Consider the following 15,954-nt stretch of genomic DNA (forward strand, 5'->3'; position numbering starts at 1 on the left):
AGGTGATGAAGGAGATGGACTTCAACAAACTAACACAAAAACTGCAGGAAGCCGTTGCAGCCGCACAATCGCTGGCGGGAGCGGGCGGACATCAGGAGATCGATAACCTCCACCTGCTTAAGGCGCTGCTCCAGCAGCAGGATGGATTGCTGCCGCGGCTGCTGCAGAAGATGAATATTCCCGCTGCCGAGCTGCTGCAGGGCACGGATGAGCTGCTTCAGCGGAAGCCCGGCGTCAGCGGATCGGGTGCCGGCACGATGCGGCGGTACGCTTCACCATCGCTGATTGCCGTACTGGAGCAGGCCGAGAAGGAAGCGGCAGGGATGCAGGATGAGTTCGTTGCCGTAGAGCATGCCGTACTGGCCATGGTGTCTGTTTCCGGCAGCGAAAACCGCGAGCTGCGCGAACTGTTTGCCAGCCGGGGGATTACACGCGACAAGCTGCTGGCTGTGCTTGCAGATATCCGCGGGCACCAGCGGGTGACGAGCCGGGAGCCGGAAGCCATCTACGAGGTGTTGGAGAAATACGGCCGCGATCTGGTGGCCGAAGTGCGGGCCGGCAAGATTGATCCCGTTATTGGACGTGACGGGGAGATTCGCCGGGTCATCCGCATCCTCTCCCGCAAAACCAAAAACAACCCGGTGCTGATCGGGGAGCCGGGCGTAGGGAAGACGGCCATCGTCGAAGGGCTGGCTCACCGGATCGTCCGCAAGGATGTGCCAGAGGGACTGAAGGACAAGACGATTTTTTCGCTCGATATGAGTGCGCTGGTCGCCGGAGCCAAATACCGCGGGGAATTCGAGGAGCGGCTGCAGGCGGTCCTAAAGGAGATACGCGAGAGTAACGGCCGGATCATTCTCTTCATTGATGAGCTGCATACGATTGTCGGAGCAGGCAAAACGGAAGGAGCGATGGACGCCGGCAACATGCTGAAGCCGATGCTGGCCCGCGGCGAGCTGCACTGTATCGGGGCGACAACGCTGGATGAGTACCGCAAGTATATCGAGAAGGACCCGGCGCTGGAGCGCCGTTTCCAGCAGGTGCTGGTCAGTGAGCCGGATGTGGAGGACACGATTTCCATTCTGCGCGGGCTGAAGGAACGTTTTGAGGTGCATCACGGGGTCAAAATCCATGACAGCGCACTTGTAGCAGCGGGCGTGCTGTCGAACCGCTATATCACGGACCGGTTCCTCCCGGATAAGGCGATTGATCTGGTGGATGAGGCCTGCGCAATGATCCGCACGGAGATCGACTCCATGCCGGGTGAAATGGATGAGGTGACCCGCCGCCTGATGCAGATGGAGATTGAAGAAGCTGCGCTGAAGAAGGAAACTGACGACGCCAGCAAACGTAGGCTGGAATCCTTGCAGCGTGAATTGGCCGACCTTAAGGAGAAGCATCTCGGGATGACTGCGCGCTGGGAAAAGGAAAAGTCAGCTATTCAAGGCATCCGTGAGCTGAAGAAAAAATTGGAGCAGGCGCGCAAGGACCTGGTGGATGCGCAGGAAATCTACGACCTCAACAAATCGGCGGAGCTGAGCTACGGCATCATCCCGGATCTGGAGCGGCAGGTGAAGGCTGCGGAGGAAGCGGCGCAGCAAGATCAGGAGACCCGGCTGCTGCGCGAGGCCGTGACAGAGGAAGAAATCGCGGATATCGTCTCCCGCTGGACAGGAGTTCCCGTGAGCAGACTGGTCGAAGGCGAGCGGGATAAGCTGCTGCGGCTGGAGGATACGCTGCATGAGCGGGTTGTCGGGCAGGAGGAGGCGGTCCGGCTGGTAGCAGATGCCGTGCTCCGGGCCCGGGCAGGCATCAAAGACCCGAACCGGCCCATCGGCTCCTTCCTTTTCCTCGGGCCGACCGGTGTTGGCAAAACCGAGCTGGCAAAGGCGCTGGCCGTATCGCTGTTCGACCGTGAAGACGGCATGATCCGTATTGATATGTCGGAGTACATGGAGAAGCACAGCGTCTCGCGCCTTGTCGGCGCGCCTCCGGGATATGTCGGCTATGAGGAAGGCGGCCAGCTTACCGAAGCGGTGCGCCGTCAGCCCTACACCGTTGTCCTCCTGGACGAGGTGGAGAAGGCCCATCCCGATGTGTTCAACATCCTGCTGCAGCTGCTGGATGACGGGCGGCTGACCGATTCGCAAGGCCGGATCGTCGACTTCAAAAATTCGATTATCATTATGACCTCAAATATCGGCTCGCCGCATCTGATCCAGGGCACCGATGATAATGGGGAGCTTACCCAGGCGGTTAAGGACAGAGTCATGAAGGAACTGAGCGGGCATTTCCGTCCCGAGTTCCTGAACCGGGTTGACGATATCGTAATGTTCAAGCCGCTGACATTGGCTGAAATTGAGCAGATCGTTGTCAAGCTGGTCGACGGCTTGCGTCTGCGTCTGAGCGACCGGGGGGTTGGCCTTAAGCTAAGCGAGGCGGCGGTGCGGTTCATCGCCAAGGAGGGTTTTGATCCGGTGTACGGAGCAAGACCGCTCAAACGGTTCATCCAGCGCAGTCTGGAGACACCTGTTGCGCGCGCCCTCATTGCCGGGGAAGCGCCGGAGGGATCCGTCCTGGAGGTTCACCATGTGGGCGGTGAGCTGAAAGTTTCCATTGCCAAGCCGGAGCCGGCGGAGAAAATAAGCACAGTGTGAGAAGCTGGCAGATAAGTTGTGTCTGGCAGGGAGCAGCGGCCTTGGTGCGCTATGTTCCGCGCCACGAAGAAACTCGCGATACGAGGCGTTCTGTGCTGCGAAACACTACTGGTGCGCGTTCTGCGCTGCATAACACTACTGGTGCGCACTTTGCGCTGCGTGACACTACTGGTGCGTACTCTGTGCTGCGAAACACTACTGGTGCGTACTCTGCGCTGCGAAACACTACTGGTGCCGCACTCCGCACTGCGAAGCAGGGCGCTGGTACTTTGCGTTCCACATCGCGCACCGCTCAGTTCAGACTATGCGATGCCCTGCCTTGGCTGGAATTGGCTGCCAAGGCAGTTCTTCCGATCTGATCAGCAGATAGCTGCACTTCGTACAACTAAATGGACCCGTTATCCATGCGGTGGAGGTTTAATTGTATTTCGTGCAGCTATTTTTTTGATTTCCCGCCCATTCAGCCTTGTGACGGTTTTTTAATTGCAGGAACTGCAACTATAAGCCGCTTCTGGCCTTTTTGGCTGGGAATAGTTGCACGAAATACAGCTATAGATCTGGAATTGAAATTCTGTACTCCACAATTCCGCAATTCCACAATTCCGCAATTCCGCAATCAATCTGCTTACGGCAGACATCCATTTATTGCACTTGGTGAAGCGAAGTAACTGGTGCAGATTAAGGGTATCTACTGCTACCTGCTGCACCAAATTGTCCAAGTCCGGCACAAAAAGAGCGTCCACCAGCTATGTATGGCCGGTGGACGCTCTTTTTGTGCTATTGGAACTGTATAGGCTAATGGTGCAGCTTTCAACTAAAAATGCACTTTACTCAAGAAAACTGAGGGCAACAGCGCCCTAGAGCAGATGACCGCGATTCTTCAAATGGCGGTAGAGTAATCAGCGGTGCTACTGTCGAGCTGAGGCCGTAGAAATGGGACAGATTCATCATCGTGCCCGAAACGGCCATCGAGCCGAAGATCAGAAAACTGACGAACACGGCCAGCAGCTGCAGAATATAGTTTCGTTTAGTTGATGCGTACAGTGAAATTTGCATGAAAAACCGCATAGGGTCCAGTATGCTACCTCTCACTCTATCCAAGGAACCAAATTCGGGTGCTGCTCAAGAATGGAGGCATATTGCTCTTTCCAACCGTATATTCCATCCGGATCAAGCAGCATATAGCGCAAATATTTATCCAGCCGGAATTCTGGCCGGGACCAGCCGAGATGCTTAAGCCGCAAATTGCTTAATTGATGGGGCAGCTCAAAAATATTCTCCGGCAGCCGTCCGCAATGCTGCGGCGATTCATTCCAGATGTAGGGGAAACCCTCGCGGTAGCGGAGCAGAAACGGACGATAGCTGTGGTGGGAACGCCAATACCTGTCTTCACGGTAATGATGATCATCCCAGAAATCATAGAGCCGGAAGCAGAACAGGTCGCAAGCATCCTCCCGCAGCAGGGCGTCGATGTTCCCGGCAAACCTTTCCTCAAAAATCTCATCCGCATCCAGGCTCAGGATCCATTCCGGCCCACTCTTAACAACCTCATCCCACTGCTGCTTGCGCAGCTCTGCCTCATTGCTGAACTTGGAGACGGTGTTGTGTATAAGACGGAGTGGAATGCCCTGAAGGGCTTCCCGGCAAATGTCAGCCGTGTTATCCGTGCTGCCATCGTCAATAATGACGGCTTCGTCGATATACTTGCGATGCTCCTGCAGAATCTGCCGCAGAAAGCGCTGGCTCTCATTCTTGACGACCATCGTCAAGGTCAGCTTCGGTCGTCTGGCAGCCGGGGAAGCATTGGCGGAGGATGCCGACGTGAGGGCATTGGCGGCACGATCCGCTGCCTCAGCGGGTTCATCTCCCGGCATTGCTGGCAGGTCTTTGCTCAGGCGTACCTTCGCCTCAGCCGCTGTCCACGGAGCAGAATGCGGCTGCGAATCCTGTTGAACCGACGTTTCCCCGGATCCCGCTTCCGGTTCTGCGGGCTCTGCGGCTTTTGCCGATGGGCCAGCCTCCGACTCCGACTTTTCTACAGCTCCCGGTGCCGCAGAACCCTCCGTTTCTTCTACAACTCCCGGAACCGCCTCCGTTCGTTGTACGCCTCCCGGTGCAGCGGCAGCTTTTGTTTCATGTGCGTCTCCCATCGTTCCCGCCGTGTCTGCTGCATCTGCCCCGTCATCCGTCCCGTCTACAGCTGCTTCCGGAGCGGGTGACGTCAGCCGGATATAATCATCCACCTTACTAAGGTCGCTGTCCCTGTAGAGATGCAGCGCAGGATAGTGGGTGTCGACATATAACAGAATGCCCAGAGCGGCGGCACGGATGCAGAAATGGCGGTCTTCGCCCCAGTAGGAGATATTCCGGATCACATCATAGCTTACCCCGGACTCGATAGCCCGGCGGCTGATCAGCGTGCAGGCGCCAAGTCCGCCAACCTCATAGATTCCCGGCTGCTGCAGCTTAGACAGAAAGGCGTGAAATCTGTGGTTGATCTCCTCGTGGGTAAGCTTCTCCCCCGGAAGTGCCTCCCACTGGTTGTACTCGTCATGCATCCAGACCTGCGGCTGCAGCATCGTATTTGGCTGCCACTGTGTCCAGAAGACCTCCGAGATAATATCTTTTTGTGTCTGGATCAGGTGGAGTAACGTGTCCGGATGTAAGATCAAATCCGAATCGATCAGGAACAGATAATCATAGCCGAAGGCTTCAGCCCGCCGGATCATCAGGTTCTTGAAGCCAGCCACCTTCCAAACCAGGCCAGAATTCCAGAAATGGGTATGGTCATCCCGGACATAGGTATCGCGGAAGCCGGAGGACTGCAGGAATACATTATTGGCGCTTTTGGAGAATTCCTGCAGCAGTGAACTGGACGCTTCATCCTCATTGTCATCAATGAAATAAAAATCCAGCTCAACACCGTCAAGCCGCAGGCGCAGCAGTGATTTTAGAAATTGGTGCAGGATCAGCGGTTTTTGGTGGATCGGGCTGCCGAGCAGTACGCGTGTCTGGGGTCCGCTCATAGCTTTCCATTCCAGTACAGGGTCATCATTAATAGAACATCCCCTTGGATTTACAAATAGATGATATAGGTTATATGTATTCAATATATTTAGAGAGGTACTAGACTAACCCTTATTTTTTAAAGGGGGTGGGAATTTATGGATTGGTGTCTGGAGACGGCCTGTTGTACAATACCGCTTAAAGACTGCAACGGGCAGTCAGCAGGCTGACGGGAGGAGTGGCGCTATCGCTATGGATAAATCACCGCTGAAAGTACAACAGCTGATCAATCTGCTGCTGGCAATGAATCCGCGTGCCGAGGTGTTCTGGCATGATGCGGAGGGGAACTACCGTCCGCTGCGGGACGAGGATGTACAGGAGATCTATGCGCCGGAGGAAGCTGCCAAGACGGTTGCCCATATTGGCGGCCCTTATAGAAATGAAGAGCCGGAGGGGAGATCATGAAGCAGGCATCCATCAGACTGGAGCAAGGACAGGTTATTGAGCTTGAGCTTCATGAGCAGGAAGCCCCGGGTACCGTAGCCAATTTTGAAAAGCTGGCGAACAGCGGCTTTTATAACGGCCTGACTTTTCAGCGTGTAGTCCGCGGGTTCGTAGCTCAAGGCGGGTGTCCCGAAGGCACGGGGCGTGGAGGTACCGATAAAATCCCCTGTGAAACGCAGAATAATCCCCATAAGCATGTGCGCGGCGCCTTGTCGATGGCTCATTTCGGGCCTAATACCGGCAGCTGCCAGTTTTTTATCTGCTATGATACGTTTGATTATTTGGATCCCTGGCATACGGTGTTCGGAAGAGTCACGGCAGGAATGGAGCATGTGGACGCCTTGAAGCGCGGGGATATCATGTCAGAGGTCAAGGTGGGGAATCATTAGACGCCCTACCCGTCTTTACAGGCGATTCCCTCGAACTCCCATTATTGTGAATTTGCATCCATTGTAATCCCGAGTATTCCGATATATAATTCATAACAGAAGTAGTGAAGTTGCTCATAGACATGGAGGAGAAACAAATGCGTAGAGGATTATCAGGGGTTATTGTTCTAATATTGTTAACGGTTATGATCAGTGCGTGCTCCGGGGGGAATAACGCAGCATCAACAAATGCAAGCCAGTCACCGGACGCCTCGCAGCAGCCTGCGGCAGGTGAACCCAAAGACGGCGGGAACTTGATTATCGGGGTGGCTTCCGATCCGGTAGTGCTTAATCCGAACTATGCAGGTGACCGGGTCAGCCTGACGATTGACCAGGCGCTGTATGCCCCGTTGTTCCAGGTTAAAAACGGAGAGAAAACATTTTATCTGGCGGATAGCCTTACGCCTTCGGCCGATAATCTTACTTATACACTGAAGCTGAAAAGCGGACTCACCTGGCATGACGGAGAGAAGCTGACAGCGGACGACGTAGTGTTTACGATTGACAGCATTTTGGATGAGGCACAGAACAGCTTCCTCAGAGCCAGCTTTGTCATCGGCGACAAGCCGGTCAAAGCGGTGAAAGTGGATGATGTGACTGTAGAATTCCAGCTGCCGCAAGTCAGCCCGGCTTTCGAAGCTGCGCTGGTACAGGTGTTCCCGATTCCAAAGCATATTTTTGAGAACGAAACCGATCTGGAGAAAAGCACCAAAAACGCCTCTCCTGTAGGTTCGGGCCCATTCAAGTTTAAAGAATATAAAGCCGGTGAGTATCTTACACTGGAAAGATTCGATAACTATTTCGGCGGTAAGCCGCACCTGGATTCCGTAACTTACCGGATTGCCAAGGATACGAACGCTGCCAACCTTGCCCTGCAGAATGGCGAGATCAACGTGCAGTACCTGGATCCAAAGGATGTAGCGACTATCCAGGCTACAAATAATTTTCAGATCTTGCCTTACAGTGAAGGCCGCCTGGCTTATCTGATGTTCAATGCCAACAGCGACACAGGTGTTCTGGCTAAAAAAGAAGTACGTCAAGCTTTGTCCCTGGCGCTTAGCCGTGATGAACTGATCCAAACGGCATACACTTCCAGTGAATATGCCGATCCGGCGAAGTCATTCCTGACTCCGGACGCGCTATATTTCTCCAATGACGTGACTACGTATGACAATGATGTCGCCAAAGCAAAGGAACTGCTGGAAGCGGCTGGGGTCAGCAACCTCAAGCTGAGATATATTGTGCAAAGCGGCAACAAAACACAGGAAGCCATCTCCCTGTATGTGCAGCAGAAGCTTAAAGCGGTCGGCGTAGAGGTTGAACTGCAGAATATGGATTCCTCAGCCTGGGTGCAGAAGTTTATTGACCTGAAGGCTAAGGACTACGAGCTGGCTTTGACCGGATACATCATGGGATATGATCCCGATGCTTACCGCATCCTGTTCACTTCGGGCGCTTCCTCCAACTACTCGCATTATGCGAATCCAGAGGTTGACCAGTTGCTGAAGGATGGAGCCGGCGAGGCTGACACAGCCAAACGCGGCGAGATCTACAAGAAAGCACAGCAAATTGTTGCTGAAGATGCACCGATCTACCCAATCGCTTATACTAAAACTGTCGTAGCCGTGTCCAACGCCTATGGCGGAATTGAAGAGGCTGTTCTGAAGCCTGTCGTTATTTTCGAAGATTTGTCCAAAATCTATTTGAAATAAAGCGCAGCGAAAAATAAGTACGGCAAAAAATAAGCTGGACATCCAGCTTATTTTTTGCTGATCAAGAGCTGGGAGAATATGCGTATGAGACAACTCATTTTTCGTAGACTGCTGCAAACGATCCCGATGTTGTTCTTCGTGTCGGTTGTCTGTTTTACGATGATCAAGCTGGCTCCGGGAGATCCGGTGCTGTCCTTTGTAACACCGAATATGCATGCCGATGATATCGAGCGCATCCGCCATAACCTGGGGCTGGATAAGCCGGCGTATATTCAATATTTTATCTGGATCAAAGAAATCGCCCAGGGCGACTTCGGGTATTCCCTGGTCAACCATCAGCCGGTATTGGATCAAATTCTGGACCGTTTGCCGGCGACAGCCGGACTCATGGGCAGTGCGATCCTGCTTGCGGTGCTGCTGGCGATTCCCCTTGGCCTGATTGCCGGTGCGAACCGCAACCGCTGGGCCGACAAGCTGATTAATTTCATCTCCTACATCGGGATTTCGGTGCCATTATTCTGGCTGGCTATTTTGCTAATGTACTTATTTGCCATTAAACTGCATCTGCTGCCGAGTATGGGGATGCGTACGATTGGCGTGGAATCGGCGGTTGATGTGCTGAAGCACGGGATTTTGCCTTGCTCTGTTCTGGCTTTTGGTTTTCTCGCCACATACGTGCGCTACATCCGCTCCAGCACCATCGGACAGCTAAAAGAGGAATATGTGCAGATTCAGTATGCTTTTGGCTCGAAGAAGTCGACGATACTGTTTCGTCATGTCATGAAGCATGTGCTGCTGCCTGTAATTACGCTGCTCGGCATGTCTATGGGCGATCTGGTGGCGGGGGCCATCGTGACGGAGACGGTATTTTCCTGGCCGGGCATCGGGTCGCTGGGAATGACGGCAGTCAAGGGAATGGATTACCCGGTCATTATGGGGATCACGCTATTCTCTTCGCTGATGCTGATTATCGGCAATCTGGTGGCGGATATTCTCTATAGCTTCGTTGATCCGAGAATTAAATTAAAGGGGTGACCTCATGAATCGCAGTAAATGGAAAAATCTAAAATCAGAGCTGTTTACGAACGGTCTGGGTGTCGCCGCTCTCGTAATATTGATTGTATTTACCCTTGGAGCCATTTTTGCCTTCCTGTCCGGCTATGATCCCAATGCAATGGATGCGATGGCGAGACTAACTCCGCCGGGGGCCGCCCATTGGTTTGGAACGGATGACTATGGACGGGATTATCTGGCCAGAGCGTTGTACGGCGGCCGCGTGTCCCTGCTGGTTGGCTTCGCCTCGATGGTTGTGGCAACCGTCATTGGGGTAACAGTGGGCGTAATCAGCGGCTATTTCGGCGGCTGGCTGGATAATCTCCTGATGCGTATGCTGGATGTTATCATGTCGATTCCTTCCTTCCTGATTCTGCTGCTGCTCAGCGTGTTTCTGAAACCAAGCGTCAGCAACATTATCATCATTATTGCGCTCCTGATGTGGATGAATGTAGCCCGGGTTATCCGTGCGGAGGCGATGACGATCAAGGAACGCGAATATGTGCTGTACGCCAAGGCGTCGGGACAAAGCGCCACAGGCATTATCTGGCGGCATATTCTTCCCGGTCTGGTGCCGGTCATTATTGTAGGGGCAACGAACAACATTGCTTCGGCCATTATGATGGAATCCTCGCTGAGCTTTCTCGGCTTCGGCGTTCAGCCGCCGCATGCCACTTGGGGCAGCATGCTGAACAGCGCGCAGGGCTATATTGCCCAGGCGCCTTACTTGGCGCTGTTTCCCGGGCTGATGATTTTGTTAACCGTACTGAGCTTTAATGTGCTGGGTGATATTTTGCGGGTTGGCTTTGAACCAAAGCTGATCCGGAGATAGGAGAGTGAAGACATCATGACGCAGAGGCTGCTGTCTGTTGAGGAATTGCAAGTATCGTTCTCTACCCGCGATGGGGAGAACCAGGCGGTCCGGGGAGTCAGCTTTCATATAGATGCCGGTGAAACCGTGGGAATCGTCGGGGAATCCGGCAGTGGTAAAAGTGTCACGGCCAAGGCGATTATGTCCTTGATTACGTCTCCAGGCCGCATCACCGCCGGAAATATTGAGTTCCGCGGCGAGAGTCTGAACGGGCTCTCGGAGAAGCAGTGGCGCAAGCTGCGCGGCAACCGGATCGCCATGGTCTTTCAGGACCCGATGACCTCGCTGAATCCGGTCAAGCGAATCGGGCAGCAATTAACGGAAGTGATCCGCAGACACCGCGGATTGAATAAAGAAGCGGCTTATGCCGAAGCGGCGGACATGCTGCGCCAAGTGGGCATTCGTGATCCGGAGCAGCGGCTGAAGCAGTATCCGCATGAATTCAGCGGAGGAATGCGGCAGCGGGTGATGATCGCCATGGCGCTCTCCTGCCAGCCGGAGCTGCTGATTGCCGACGAGCCGACAACCGCGCTGGATGCAACGATCCAGGCGCAGATTCTTGACCTGTTTAAAGAGCTGAAGGGAAGATCGGAGACCGCTGTCGCGCTAATCACCCATGATCTCGGTGTGGTGGCGCAGGTCTGCACCCGGGTAATCGTGATGTACGGCGGGCTTATTATGGAGGAGGGGACGGTCCAGGATATCTTCTACCGCCCCCAGCATCCCTATACCCAAGGCCTGCTGCGCTCGATTCCGAAACGTGGCGGCGGCTCGCGCGAGCGGCTTATTCCGATTGAGGGCACGCCGCCGGATCTGCTGGATCCGCCGCCGGGCTGCCCGTTTATGGAACGCTGCCCGCATGCCTTTGCCCGCTGCAGCGAGCGGCCTCCGGTAACCGAGCTGTCTCCGGGCCACCGCTCAATGTGCTGGCTGGCGGAAGGCGCGCCGGAAGCTGCTGCAGTTCGTGCGGAAGGAGGGGAAACCCTGTGAGTAAAAGCGATGTGCTGGTGGATGTGAACAATCTCAAGAAGCATTTCTCCAAAGGCAAAGATATGCGCGGACGGGACACCGCCGTGCTGAAAGCAGTCGACGGCGTCAGCTTCCAAATCCGCCGGGGCGAAACCTTCGGACTGGTCGGAGAATCGGGCAGCGGCAAGTCGACCGTAGGACGCTGCCTGCTCCGGCTATACGATTATACAGGCGGCGAGGTGTCATTTGACGGCCAGTCGCTCGGCTCTCTTAGCGAGAAGCAGCTGAAGCCTTTCCGCAGACGGATTCAGTCGATCTTTCAGGATCCGTATTCCTCGCTGAATCCCAGTCTGAATGTGCTGGAGCTGATCAGCGAGCCGATGAAAATCCATGGCGTGCACCAGGGTGAAGAACGCAAAGAAGCGGTGGCCTTGCTGCTGGAGAAGGTAGGACTCAAGAGGGAGCATCTGTACCGCTTCCCTCATGAGTTCAGCGGCGGCCAGCGCCAGCGGATATCCATCGCCAGAGCGCTTTCCGTGCGGCCTGAATTTGTCGTCTGTGACGAGCCGATTTCGGCGCTCGGCGTCTCCGTCCAAGCTCAAGTCGTCAATATGCTGGAGGATTTACAGTCCGAATTCGGACTGACGTATCTCTTCATCGCCCATGATCTGTCGATGGTCCGGCATATTTCCGACCGGATCGGCGTCATGTACGGCGGACGCCTTGTCGAGGTTGCGGAGAGCGATGAGCTGTACGACAACCCAATTCATCCGTATACTAAAGCGTTGCTGTCTTCCATTCTGGAGACAGACCCAATGAAGGTGAATCAGAGAATTCATCTCGACGGCTTCTCTGTCTCGCGCGGCGAGGGCGAAGCCGTCAAGCTGCAGGAAGTGAGCCCAGGCCACTTTGTGGCCTACGACTTCGCGGAATAAAGGCCAGCTGTGCTATGATTTGAAATAAGGATAGGCTGAGTTAATGGTGTTATTACTGGAGGGAGGTCATACAATGACAGAAACATCGGGCAAAGTTAAATTATCGCAATGGGATGCGCTGCTGCTGGAATCGCTGCGGTCCTTGGGGTGGGAGAGCGGGCAGCTGCTCGGAATAACCTCCGGGGGAGAACTGCCGGTGGACGAAAGTGAATTCCATTTTGACTATCAGCAATTGGCAGCATTCGCTGCGGAGCAGCCGGAGGAGTACCGCCGCGCGGTAACGGATGGCTACCAGATCAAGTACAATACCATTCGTGGAATCCGCAGCTGGATTGCCGTAGCCCTCGGCAAAGAGGCGCAGCTTGAGCTGGAGGAAGGCAAGGAAGCGGTGGAATTGGCTCTGACGGACGCTGAGAAAAGCCGTCTGGAAGCGGTGCTCTCCTTCGGATGGCATATTATTTCAGGACAGGCTGAGGCGGGAGTATACCGGATTGAGCCGATCCAGCGGTAAACGGGGTACAAGGCATTCATAAAGTTCTATCGACATCAGAGAAGATTGTGCCTGGCGCTGCCGGGGCAATCTTTTTTTATTGAAATATAAGTATTTATATGTGAACTTATAAGGTAGACATAAGAATTTTGCTGGTGTGAAATAGAAACGTTGATCCGGGCTAGGAGGGGAATCGGTGTTAAAATCGAAAAGCGCAGGGGTTACACTATTTCAGAGTGATCTCTATGAGACCAATTCGCTTGTAGTGGAGACTGTAGAATGTGTGCTGGTGGTGGATCCATGCTGGCTGCCGCGTGAAGTGGAGGAAATCCGGCAGTATGTAGAGAATACCCTTGCCGGCAGACGGCTGCTGCTGTTATTCACGCACTCTGATTATGATCATATTATCGGGTATGGGGCTTTCAAGGAGGCCGAAGTTATCGCCAGCAGAGCATTTGCCGGCAAAAGCGAAGAAGAGCGGAAGGCGATTATCGAGGATCTCCGGACCTTTGATGACAATTACTATCTGAGAAGGCCTTACGAGACAAATTATCCGGCAGTGGATCATATCATAGAACAGGATGGGCAAAGGCTAGTATTCGGAGATATGGTGCTGACCGGCTATGTTGCGCCGGGGCATACGGATGATGGACTGTTTACCTTGGTTGAACCGCTCGGACTGTTCATTGCCGGAGACTATTTGTCGGACGTGGAGTTCCCTTATATTTATGACAACAGCCGTTCCTACGAGCAGACGCTGGGCAAACTGGAACTGATCCTTGCCAATCATGCCATCATGCTGCTGGTTCCCGGACATGGGGAAGCGGCCGACAGCCTGCCCGAAATCTCGCGGCGCCAAGCCGCAGGTCTCGATTATATTCATAATCTGCGGACAGCTATAGCCGAAGGCAAGCAGGAAGACATCGAACGCCTGATCGACGGCTGCGCGTTCCCGCGTAATATGGCCAAATTCCACCGGAGCAACAGGGAGCTGATAGAGAAGGAGCTGGCCGAAACTGCCGGTGAGACTTGAAGACCGGAAACGCAGTTTAGAGCCAGCTCCTCTTTCAAGCCGTTTATAGATTGAGCTGGATCTTGCGGGTGTTGAGCACACCTTCGAGTCCGGTAGGGTCTGTGCTTATCTTGCGGGAGACGAAGGCTTCCGCCTGTTCCGAGGTGCGGATCCGCAGCGGCTTAGTTTCCATATGCACCAGGTCCCACATGACGTCCGCTACAGAAGCAGCGGTCTGCGGCACCACGTTCCGCTGCAGGAATGTCGCGGTATAGGCATCAAGAACCGGCTTATATTCGTCCTCCAGAATTCCTCCGGTGTCGGCTACATGACCAAGCACGGTCTTGTTGAATTCAGTGGCGATGGCTCCCGGCTCAAGCAGCGTGACATCAATATTGAACTGCGGCTTGTAGTAGGTAGCCAGACTTTCCAGCAAGCCCTCCACCGCGAACTTGCTGGCGCAGTAGATCTCGTTCATCGGCTGGCCAACCAGTCCGCCGACGCTTGAAGTGGCTACAATGTGTCCATATCCGGTGCGGCGCAACAGCGGCAGCGCGGCCCGAATCGTATGCATGACGCCATATACGTTAGTGTCGAACACCTTTTGAATGTCCTCCAGCGGTGCTTGTCCAAGCGCCCGGAGATAGCCAAAGCCCGCATTGGCAAACAACACATCAAGTTGGCCCTGCTCCTGATCAATCCGCTCGATCACAGCCTGAACCGATTCCGGCTTCGTAACCTCCAGCTCTACAAAATGAAGATTGCTCTCTCCACGGTACTGTTCCTGATCACGTGCGGGGTTTCGTGTACCAGCGTAGACGATCCAGCCTTCACGCGCGAACTTCAAGGCCGAGGCCAGGCCAATTCCGGATGAGGCTCCGGTAATACAGATGATTTTTCCCATAAGATAAAGACCTCCAGTGGCAGAAATAATTCTGCATATTTAGCGATTATTTTCCACATTATAGCATAATATAGGCTCGGCTCTGATAAGTTGACATAAAGTTTGTATTTCCGCGTATTTTAGGGGCCCTCCAAGTTGCTATAAGTGATTTCATTACTGTAGACTATAAATAAAAGTCCTAATTGCAAGCGAATGGAGAGGAACAATGGAAGTATTCAAGCGTTACTACGCGAATTTAACAGCCCGGCGGTTTTTGATTCTGGCGCTGATCGCACTGTTGCTGTACAGTATTCGAGACATGCTGAATTTGGTGCTGCTGACGTTTTTGATTGCTTATGTAATGAACAGCTTTCAGGTATTGCTGACCAAGCGGACCAGTAGATTTGTTAAGGTGAACAGTAAGGTTATTATTATCATCTTATATCTTGCTTTAATCAGCATGATCGTGATGGCCCTCGTCAAATATCTGCCCAAGGTTTTTGAGCAAATTAAGCAATTAACCAATTTTCTCAGCACCTTAACCTCTGAAGATATTCCGCAGAATGAGATTATGCAGTATTTATTCAACATGCTGAAGGATTTGAACTATGAGTCCTATATGAAGAGTGGCATTGATTATGTGCTCAAGATCAGCAATTGGGGCACAACCTTCGTATTGTCAACCATTCTGAGCTTTGTTTTCATCCTGGAGAAGAACCGGATTGTCAGTTTTACCTCCCGCCTGAGAGAGAGCAAGATTTCCTGGTTCTATGTGGAGCTGGAGTATTTCGGCAAAAAATTCATCTCCTCCTTCGGCAAAGTCATTGAAGCCCAAATTCTGATAGCATTGTTCAATACTTTCTTCACGGTCATCGGGCTGTGGATTCTTGGCTTCCCGTACCTCTTCGCGCTGTCGATCATGATCTTCATGCTCAGCTTGATTCCTGTTGTCGGCTTTGTCATCTCCCTGATTCCGCTCTGCATTATCGGCTATAGCATCGGCGGGCTGGAAATGACGATCTATGTGCTGGCGATGATTGCAGTGCTGCATTTTGTCGAAGGCTATTTCCTCAATCCGAAGCTGATGTCTTCCAAAATGAACCTGCCGATGTTCTACACCTTTATCGTGCTGCTGTTCTCCGAGCATTATATCGGCGTATGGGGACTTATTCTCGGCATTCCGATCTTCGTCTTCTTCCTGGATATTCTGGATATTACCCGGGAGAAGCAGGTGCCTGTGGATATTGAATCGAAAAAGATTCAATAACCCGTCAGATTCCTTAGTTGCATAATAAAAAGTGGCATTCCTACTTAACGAAAGTTGGAATGCCACTTTTTCTTTGTTCAAATATAAGCATTTATATGCTGTACGCTATAAATTATCCTTCTATTTCTCGCTGAAACGGATACCGTCCTTTTGAGGACGGTATCCGT

15 protein-coding genes are annotated in these 15,954 nt (G+C 53.2%); 12 read left to right on the top strand and 3 right to left on the bottom strand.

The window, feature by feature from the left end:
- Positions 1 to 14: 14 nt before the first annotated feature.
- Complete coding sequence (clpB, locus tag MHI45_RS20205) at positions 15 to 2,657, top strand: ATP-dependent chaperone ClpB (RefSeq protein ID WP_340895349.1); 2,643 nt, start codon at positions 15 to 17, stop codon at positions 2,655 to 2,657.
- Positions 2,658 to 2,698: 41 nt separating this feature from the next.
- Entirely contained in the window at positions 2,699 to 3,016 is a 318-nt protein-coding gene (locus MHI45_RS20210; RefSeq protein ID WP_340895347.1) for a hypothetical protein, read from the top strand.
- A 472-nt stretch (positions 3,017 to 3,488) separates the two neighbouring features.
- Here MHI45_RS20210 and MHI45_RS20215 read toward each other — a convergent pair whose 3' ends face one another.
- Positions 3,489 to 3,749, bottom strand: coding sequence for a hypothetical protein (locus MHI45_RS20215; RefSeq protein WP_144024514.1), 261 nt, complete (start codon positions 3,747 to 3,749; stop codon positions 3,489 to 3,491).
- Positions 3,746 to 5,683: a glycosyltransferase family 2 protein gene (locus tag MHI45_RS20220; RefSeq protein WP_076114548.1), complete on the bottom strand. Its 1,938-nt coding sequence runs from the start codon at positions 5,681 to 5,683 to the stop codon at positions 3,746 to 3,748. The genes MHI45_RS20215 and MHI45_RS20220 overlap by 4 nt, the downstream gene beginning before the upstream one ends.
- A 232-nt stretch (positions 5,684 to 5,915) precedes the next feature.
- Here MHI45_RS20220 and MHI45_RS20225 point away from each other — a divergent pair, with 232 nt between their 5' ends.
- From MHI45_RS20225 to MHI45_RS20265, 9 genes are all read left to right on the top strand, one after another.
- Complete coding sequence (locus MHI45_RS20225) at positions 5,916 to 6,128, top strand: hypothetical protein (protein WP_038584928.1); 213 nt, start codon at positions 5,916 to 5,918, stop codon at positions 6,126 to 6,128.
- The gene (locus MHI45_RS20230) at positions 6,125 to 6,556 is read left to right on the top strand and encodes a peptidylprolyl isomerase (protein ID WP_076114549.1); all 432 of its coding nucleotides are present in this window, start codon (positions 6,125 to 6,127) and stop codon (positions 6,554 to 6,556) included. The genes MHI45_RS20225 and MHI45_RS20230 overlap by 4 nt, the downstream gene beginning before the upstream one ends.
- Positions 6,557 to 6,693: 137 nt before the next feature.
- Complete coding sequence (locus MHI45_RS20235) at positions 6,694 to 8,307, top strand: ABC transporter substrate-binding protein (protein ID WP_076114550.1); 1,614 nt, start codon at positions 6,694 to 6,696, stop codon at positions 8,305 to 8,307.
- 84 nt (positions 8,308 to 8,391) lie between these two features.
- Positions 8,392 to 9,342: an ABC transporter permease gene (locus tag MHI45_RS20240; RefSeq protein WP_076114551.1), complete on the top strand. Its 951-nt coding sequence runs from the start codon at positions 8,392 to 8,394 to the stop codon at positions 9,340 to 9,342.
- A 4-nt stretch (positions 9,343 to 9,346) separates the two neighbouring features.
- Complete coding sequence (locus MHI45_RS20245) at positions 9,347 to 10,192, top strand: ABC transporter permease (protein WP_076114552.1); 846 nt, start codon at positions 9,347 to 9,349, stop codon at positions 10,190 to 10,192.
- 15 nt (positions 10,193 to 10,207) lie between these two features.
- Complete coding sequence (locus MHI45_RS20250; RefSeq protein ID WP_076114553.1) at positions 10,208 to 11,221, top strand: ABC transporter ATP-binding protein; 1,014 nt, start codon at positions 10,208 to 10,210, stop codon at positions 11,219 to 11,221.
- On the top strand, positions 11,218 to 12,135 hold the full coding sequence (locus tag MHI45_RS20255; RefSeq protein WP_341119339.1) for an ABC transporter ATP-binding protein: 918 nt from the start codon (positions 11,218 to 11,220) through the stop codon (positions 12,133 to 12,135). Before MHI45_RS20250 ends, MHI45_RS20255 begins: the two co-directional genes overlap by 4 nt.
- 73 nt (positions 12,136 to 12,208) lie before the next feature.
- Positions 12,209 to 12,646 carry a hypothetical protein gene (locus tag MHI45_RS20260; RefSeq protein WP_038584947.1) on the top strand — a complete coding sequence of 146 codons (438 nt, stop codon included), beginning with the start codon at positions 12,209 to 12,211 and terminating at the stop codon, positions 12,644 to 12,646.
- Positions 12,647 to 12,821: 175 nt separating this feature from the next.
- Positions 12,822 to 13,658, top strand: a complete 837-nt coding sequence (locus tag MHI45_RS20265; protein ID WP_340895341.1) for an MBL fold metallo-hydrolase — start codon at positions 12,822 to 12,824, stop codon at positions 13,656 to 13,658.
- A gap of 43 nt (positions 13,659 to 13,701) precedes the next feature.
- Here the strand turns inward: MHI45_RS20265 and MHI45_RS20270 are convergent, their stop codons facing one another.
- Positions 13,702 to 14,541: an SDR family oxidoreductase gene (locus MHI45_RS20270; RefSeq protein ID WP_038584953.1), complete on the bottom strand. Its 840-nt coding sequence runs from the start codon at positions 14,539 to 14,541 to the stop codon at positions 13,702 to 13,704.
- A gap of 205 nt (positions 14,542 to 14,746) precedes the next feature.
- Here MHI45_RS20270 and MHI45_RS20275 point away from each other — a divergent pair, with 205 nt between their 5' ends.
- On the top strand, positions 14,747 to 15,787 hold the full coding sequence (locus MHI45_RS20275) for an AI-2E family transporter (protein ID WP_076111534.1): 1,041 nt from the start codon (positions 14,747 to 14,749) through the stop codon (positions 15,785 to 15,787).
- Positions 15,788 to 15,954 lie beyond the last annotated feature (167 nt).

Origin of the sequence: Paenibacillus sp. FSL H3-0321 (assembly GCF_038002865.1) — a bacterium.
Lineage (GTDB): Bacteria > Bacillota > Bacilli > Paenibacillales > Paenibacillaceae > Paenibacillus_AQ.

Bases quoted from the DNA above. Each gene is read 5' to 3' on its own strand.
- clpB (WP_340895349.1), top strand. From the start codon at position 15: ATGGACTTCAACAAACTAACACAAAAACTGCAGGAAGCCGTTGCAGCC.
- MHI45_RS20220 (WP_076114548.1), bottom strand. From the start codon at position 5,683: ATGAGCGGACCCCAGACACGCGTACTGCTCGGCAGCCCGATCCACCAA.
- MHI45_RS20225 (WP_038584928.1), top strand. From the start codon at position 5,916: ATGGATAAATCACCGCTGAAAGTACAACAGCTGATCAATCTGCTGCTG.
- MHI45_RS20230 (WP_076114549.1), top strand. From the start codon at position 6,125: ATGAAGCAGGCATCCATCAGACTGGAGCAAGGACAGGTTATTGAGCTT.
- MHI45_RS20235 (WP_076114550.1), top strand. From the start codon at position 6,694: ATGCGTAGAGGATTATCAGGGGTTATTGTTCTAATATTGTTAACGGTT.
- MHI45_RS20240 (WP_076114551.1), top strand. From the start codon at position 8,392: ATGAGACAACTCATTTTTCGTAGACTGCTGCAAACGATCCCGATGTTG.
- MHI45_RS20245 (WP_076114552.1), top strand. From the start codon at position 9,347: ATGAATCGCAGTAAATGGAAAAATCTAAAATCAGAGCTGTTTACGAAC.
- MHI45_RS20250 (WP_076114553.1), top strand. From the start codon at position 10,208: ATGACGCAGAGGCTGCTGTCTGTTGAGGAATTGCAAGTATCGTTCTCT.
- MHI45_RS20260 (WP_038584947.1), top strand. From the start codon at position 12,209: ATGACAGAAACATCGGGCAAAGTTAAATTATCGCAATGGGATGCGCTG.
- MHI45_RS20270 (WP_038584953.1), bottom strand. From the start codon at position 14,541: ATGGGAAAAATCATCTGTATTACCGGAGCCTCATCCGGAATTGGCCTG.
- MHI45_RS20275 (WP_076111534.1), top strand. From the start codon at position 14,747: ATGGAAGTATTCAAGCGTTACTACGCGAATTTAACAGCCCGGCGGTTT.